This is a genomic window from Actinotalea sp. JY-7885 (genome assembly GCF_014525465.1).
Taxonomy (GTDB): domain Bacteria; phylum Actinomycetota; class Actinomycetes; order Actinomycetales; family Cellulomonadaceae; genus Actinotalea.
This window is the reverse complement of record NZ_JACEXH010000222.1, coordinates 1-4,592: the sequence shown is the minus strand read 5'-3', so window position 1 is coordinate 4,592 and position 4,592 is coordinate 1. Positions and strand designations below refer to the sequence as shown.

The following is a 4,592-nucleotide window of genomic DNA, read 5'->3' as shown; positions in this document are numbered from 1 at the left end:
AGCCAGCCCTCGACCGCGTCGAGCGGCTCGTCGTCGAGGACGGGCTCCCACGCGCCGGCCTCCCGCGGGCCGGCCGCGCGACGGATCCGGGCCGCCTCCCGCAGCACCTCGAGGTAGCGCGCGCCCTGGGTGTGCGGGCCCCAGCGCAGCAGCGCCTCGCGGCGCGCCGCGGCCCCGATCCGCCGCCGCAGCAGGGCGTCGTCGAGGAGGCGGGTCAGGCCGTCGACCCACTCCTCGTGCGTCGAGGCGAGGATCCCGGTGCGCCCGTCCTCGATGGCCTCCGCGAACGGCTGGGTGGGTGACGCGACCGTCGGCGTCTCCGTCAGGGCGGCCTCGAGCCACTTGATCGCGGACTTGGCCTCGTTGAACCGGCTGCCGAGCACGAGCGGCGCCAGGTTGACGTCGACCTGGCGCAGCCGCCCCGGCAGCTCGGTCCACGGGAGCATCGGCAGCCGGCGGACGCGCGCGGCGAACGGCTCCAGGGCCGGACCGGTCGTGAGGAAGCCTCCGAGCCAGAGCTCGACGCCCGGGTGCGCGGCGAGCACCTCGACGACGGCGGGCTCGATGACCGCCCAGTCGGCGTCGTGCGTGTTGGTCCCGCTGAAGTAGCCGATGCGCAGGGGGCCCGGCGTCCGGTCGCGCGCGATCTCCCGCTCGCTGAGGCGTGCGAGGTCCGCGCCGACCCCGTTCGCGAAGCGGAACGCGGTCAGGCCGGTCGTGCGCGTCGCGTGCGCGCAGAGCTCCTCGGTGCTGCCGACGTAGGCGTCGCACAGCTCCATGGTGGTGCGGTAGCGCGCGACCCCGCGCCACCACAGCTCCTGCTCGTCCTGCGAGAGCACGTCCAGGCCGTGCACCTGGCCCCGCAGGTCGGGGTCGAAGATCAGGTCGTCGATGTCGAAGAGCACCGGCACGGGACGGGGGCGGGCACGCACGCCCGCCACCAGGTCCACGACCTGCGACGTGGCGGGGACGCGGTAGAGCACGACGGCGTCGGCCTCGGCCGCGAGGTCGACGATCGAGGGGTCGCGGTAGTGACGCACGTCGGCGTGCACGCCGTGCAGCCGCAGCGCCTCGGCGGGCAGGTGGCCGCGGTAGCGCAGTGCTGCCCCCCGGATGCCGACGACGACGAGCACGCGGCCGAGCAGCGACTCCTCGGCCTCGAGCACGTCCGGGGACGTCAGCAGCGCCTCGGCCGGCAGCGGGCCGGGGTCCCTCGTCAGCTCGCCGTAGAGCTCCTCGAGGCCGTCCACCTGGTCCTCGAACCGGCGCACGGGCGCCGTCGCGCCCGCCGCCCGCAGGCGTGCCACGGTCGCGGGGTCGGCCGCGAGCCGGCGCAGCGCCGCGGCGAGGGATTCGGCGTCGGCCGCCGGCACGACCAGGCCGTTGACGCCGTCCTCGACGGCCTCCTCGGGCCCGAGGGTGTCGGTGCACACGACGGCGAGGCCCGCACCGAGCGCCTCGCGCGTGAGGATCGAGTGCGACTCGCGCATCACCGACGGCAGGACCAGCACGTCGTGCGCCGCCATGACGTCGGCCATCTCCGCGCGCGAGTACGCGGGCCGGGCGCGCACCGACGGGGGCAGCGCACGGTCCGGCCCGACGCCGTAGAGGTCGAGCGTCCACGTGCCGTCCGCCGGCAGCCGCCGCGCGGCCGCCAGCAGCACGTCGAGCCCTTTCATCGGGTCCGGGCCGCCGGCGAACATGAAGCGCACGGGTCCGTCCGCGCGCCCCTCCTCCCCGGCCGGGGCCCCGGGCGCACGCGCGACCTCGATCTCCGCGTCGGGCAGCCCGTTCTCGTCGACCCGCAGCCGACGCTCGTCGACGCCGTTGGCGACCAGCACGCGCGCCGCGCTGCGCGACGGCGCCAGGATGACGTCGGCATCCGCGAGCATGGGCTGGAGCACGGCGTTGCGGCGCTCGAGCCAGCGGTGGCCCCCCGCGCACGGGCACGCGCCGCAGTCGACCACGAGGCTGCACGGCTGCATGTCCGGGGCGACGAGGAACTGCCGCGCGCAGGTCCACCAGAAGTCGTGCATCGTCACGACGACGGCCGCCCCCGATCGCTTCGCCGCGCGCACCAGCCCACCGCCCAGGGTCTGGAGCGAGTGCAGGTGCACCACGTCGGGCCGCACGTCCTCGAGCCACTCGGCGAAGTCGCTCGTCACCGCGGCGTTGACCGTGTTCTTCGGGTCCGCCCACGCGGTCCAGGGCGTGGTGACGACCCAGCGGACCTGGACGCCGGCCTCGTCGGTCTCGACCCAGGTGTCCAGCGGTTCGCGGTCGGCGTCGAGGTGCCCCGCGTACACGTGGACCTCGTGGCCGCGGGCGACCAGGCTGCGCGCGATGCGCTGCGGGACGAGCGTGCCTCCGCTGACGAGATTCGGGGGGTAGTGAGCGGAGACCTGGACGACGCGCACCAGGCCACTGTAGAGGCTGGACCGCAAGGGCCTCGCTCACCGGCGGCCCGTGGATGCTCTACCCTCGCCTTCATGCCGTCCGATCCCCCGTCGACGCGTGCAGAGTGGCACGCCGGACTCTCCCAGAAGGACCGCGAGGCCCACGCTCGCATGGCGCAGGTCGCCGCCGACGAAGAGCCGGCAACCATGCGCCGACGCCTCGACGCCCTCAATGCCGAGCTGAGCGTGCTGCGCGCTGCGGTCGACCTCCGCTCCCGCCTCCTGCACGAGCAGTCGGGGGCGCGCACCCCCCGCGACCCCCCCCACGCCCCGAAGTCCTACCACCACCACCCCCCCCCCACCGGCGTGGGGGGGGGGGGGCGCGGGGGGGCCCCCCCCCGCCCCCCCCCCCCCCCCCCGCTGGGGGCCCCCCCCCCCCCCCCCCACGCCCGCATCGCCGAGATGTCCTCCGAGCTCGACCGCCGCCAGACGGGCGACCTGCCGCGACAGGCCGTGCGCCGCGTCAGGCGCGTCATCGGTCGCGTGGTGCGCACCGGCCTGCGACAGACATGACGCTCATCTCGTTGCTCCTGCTGCCGGGCCAGGACGGGCCGGACGCCGGGTCGGCACTGCGGCGGACCGCCGCCTCGGTGCAGCGCAACGGCCGCGGGCCGTGGCAGCTCGTCGCGCCGTCCCCCGATCGCGGGGACGCGGCGCGCGAGGGCGCGACGGCGAGCCGGCGGGAGATCGACCGCATGCTGCGCAAGGCGGTCACCTGGACGCGCCCGGACGGCGACGGGCCGGCGGCAGTCCTGCGGGCCGGGCTCGCCGCGGCGACCGGGCAGTACGTCGCCGTGCTGGCCCCCGGCGACGAGATCGAGCCGGGCGTGCTCGCCGCGATGGCCGAGTACGTCGCGGCGCGCCCGGCGACGGACGTCCTCTACACCGACGAGCAGTGGCCCGCACCCGGCCACGAGGGCATCCAGACCAAGCCGCACTGGGTCCCCCGGTATCTCGAGGGCTGGGACTACCTCGGACGCCTGTGCCTGGTGCGGCGCAGCCTCGTGGCCGAGGTCGGCGGGTTCCGGCCTGAGGCCGAGCTCGCCCTCGAGTGGGACCTGCACCTCCGCGTCGCCGAGCGGACGCAGGCCATCGAGCACGTGCCCGTCATCGGCCTGACCCGCCCGGCCGCGCCGCCGCGCGGGCCGGAGGTCGCGGAGGCAGGTCGGCGCGCCGTCGCGGACCGCTACGCGCGCCTCGGCATCGGCGCGACGGTCGAGGTGGCTCACCCGGACGGCTACGTCCGGGTGTGGCGCGACGTGCCGGACCCGCCGCCCCTCGTCTCGATCGTCATCCCGACCGGCGGCGGGCGCAGGGACGTGCGGGGCACGTCGACGCTCGTGCTCGAGACGTGCCTGCGCTCGTTGCTCGAGCGCACCACCTACCCGGCGTGGGAGGTCGTCCTGGTCCCGTCGGAGGGCACCCCCCACGACGTGCTCGAGCTCGCCGCGGAGCTGGTGGGCGACCGGCTCGTCGTGGCTCCGGTGACCGGCGAGTTCTCGTTCTCGCACTCCGTCAACGAGGGGGTGCGCCGCTCGCGCGGTGAGCTCGTGGTGCTGCTCAACGACGACACCGAGGTGATCGAGCCCCGCTGGCTGGACCGGATGGTCGCCGTCGCGCAGGACCCGGACGTCGGCGTCGTCGGCGCCAAGCTCCTGTTCGAGGACGACACCATCCAGCACGTCGGCATCGTGCACGACGACACCTGGCTGCCCGTGCACGCGCACCGCCTCGCGACGGACGACGCGAGCCACTTCGGCTCCAAGCTGGTCGACCTCGACTACCTCGCCGTCACCGGCGCGTGCCTGCTGACGCCGCGGGACCTCTACGTCGAGCTCGGCGGGTTCTCCGAGGAGCTGCCCATGGCGTTCAACGACGTCGACTACTGCCACAAGGTCGTCGCCGCCGGCCGCGACGTGGTGTGCACGCCGTTCGCACGGCTGTACCACTACGAGAGCTCGTCACGGGTGGCCGACGTCCGGCCCTTCGAGCGGCAGTACCTCATGGACCACACGCTCGAGCTCGCCAAGCACGACCCGCACATCAACCACCGCGCGGTGCGCTGAGGCGCAGCGGCCGGGCGCGGCCGGCCTCGGGCCCGCCGCGCCGCCTCAGCTGCGGCGCGCGAGCCGCCAG

The 4,592-nt window shown here is 75.6% G+C and carries 2 protein-coding genes; one reads left to right on the top strand and one right to left on the bottom strand.

All coding sequences use genetic code 11. The annotated features are described in order from the left end of the window. Positions 1–2,417, bottom strand: a 2,417-nt coding sequence (locus IDM29_RS15140) for a glycosyltransferase (RefSeq protein WP_188037727.1), incomplete at its 3' end; no start/stop codon positions are given. Positions 2,418–2,965: 548 nt separating this feature from the next. Between IDM29_RS15140 and IDM29_RS15135 the strand changes: the two genes are divergently transcribed. After that, entirely contained in the window at positions 2,966–4,522 is a 1,557-nt protein-coding gene (locus IDM29_RS15135) for a glycosyltransferase (protein ID WP_182111773.1), read from the top strand. Positions 4,523–4,592: the final 70 nt, after the last annotated feature.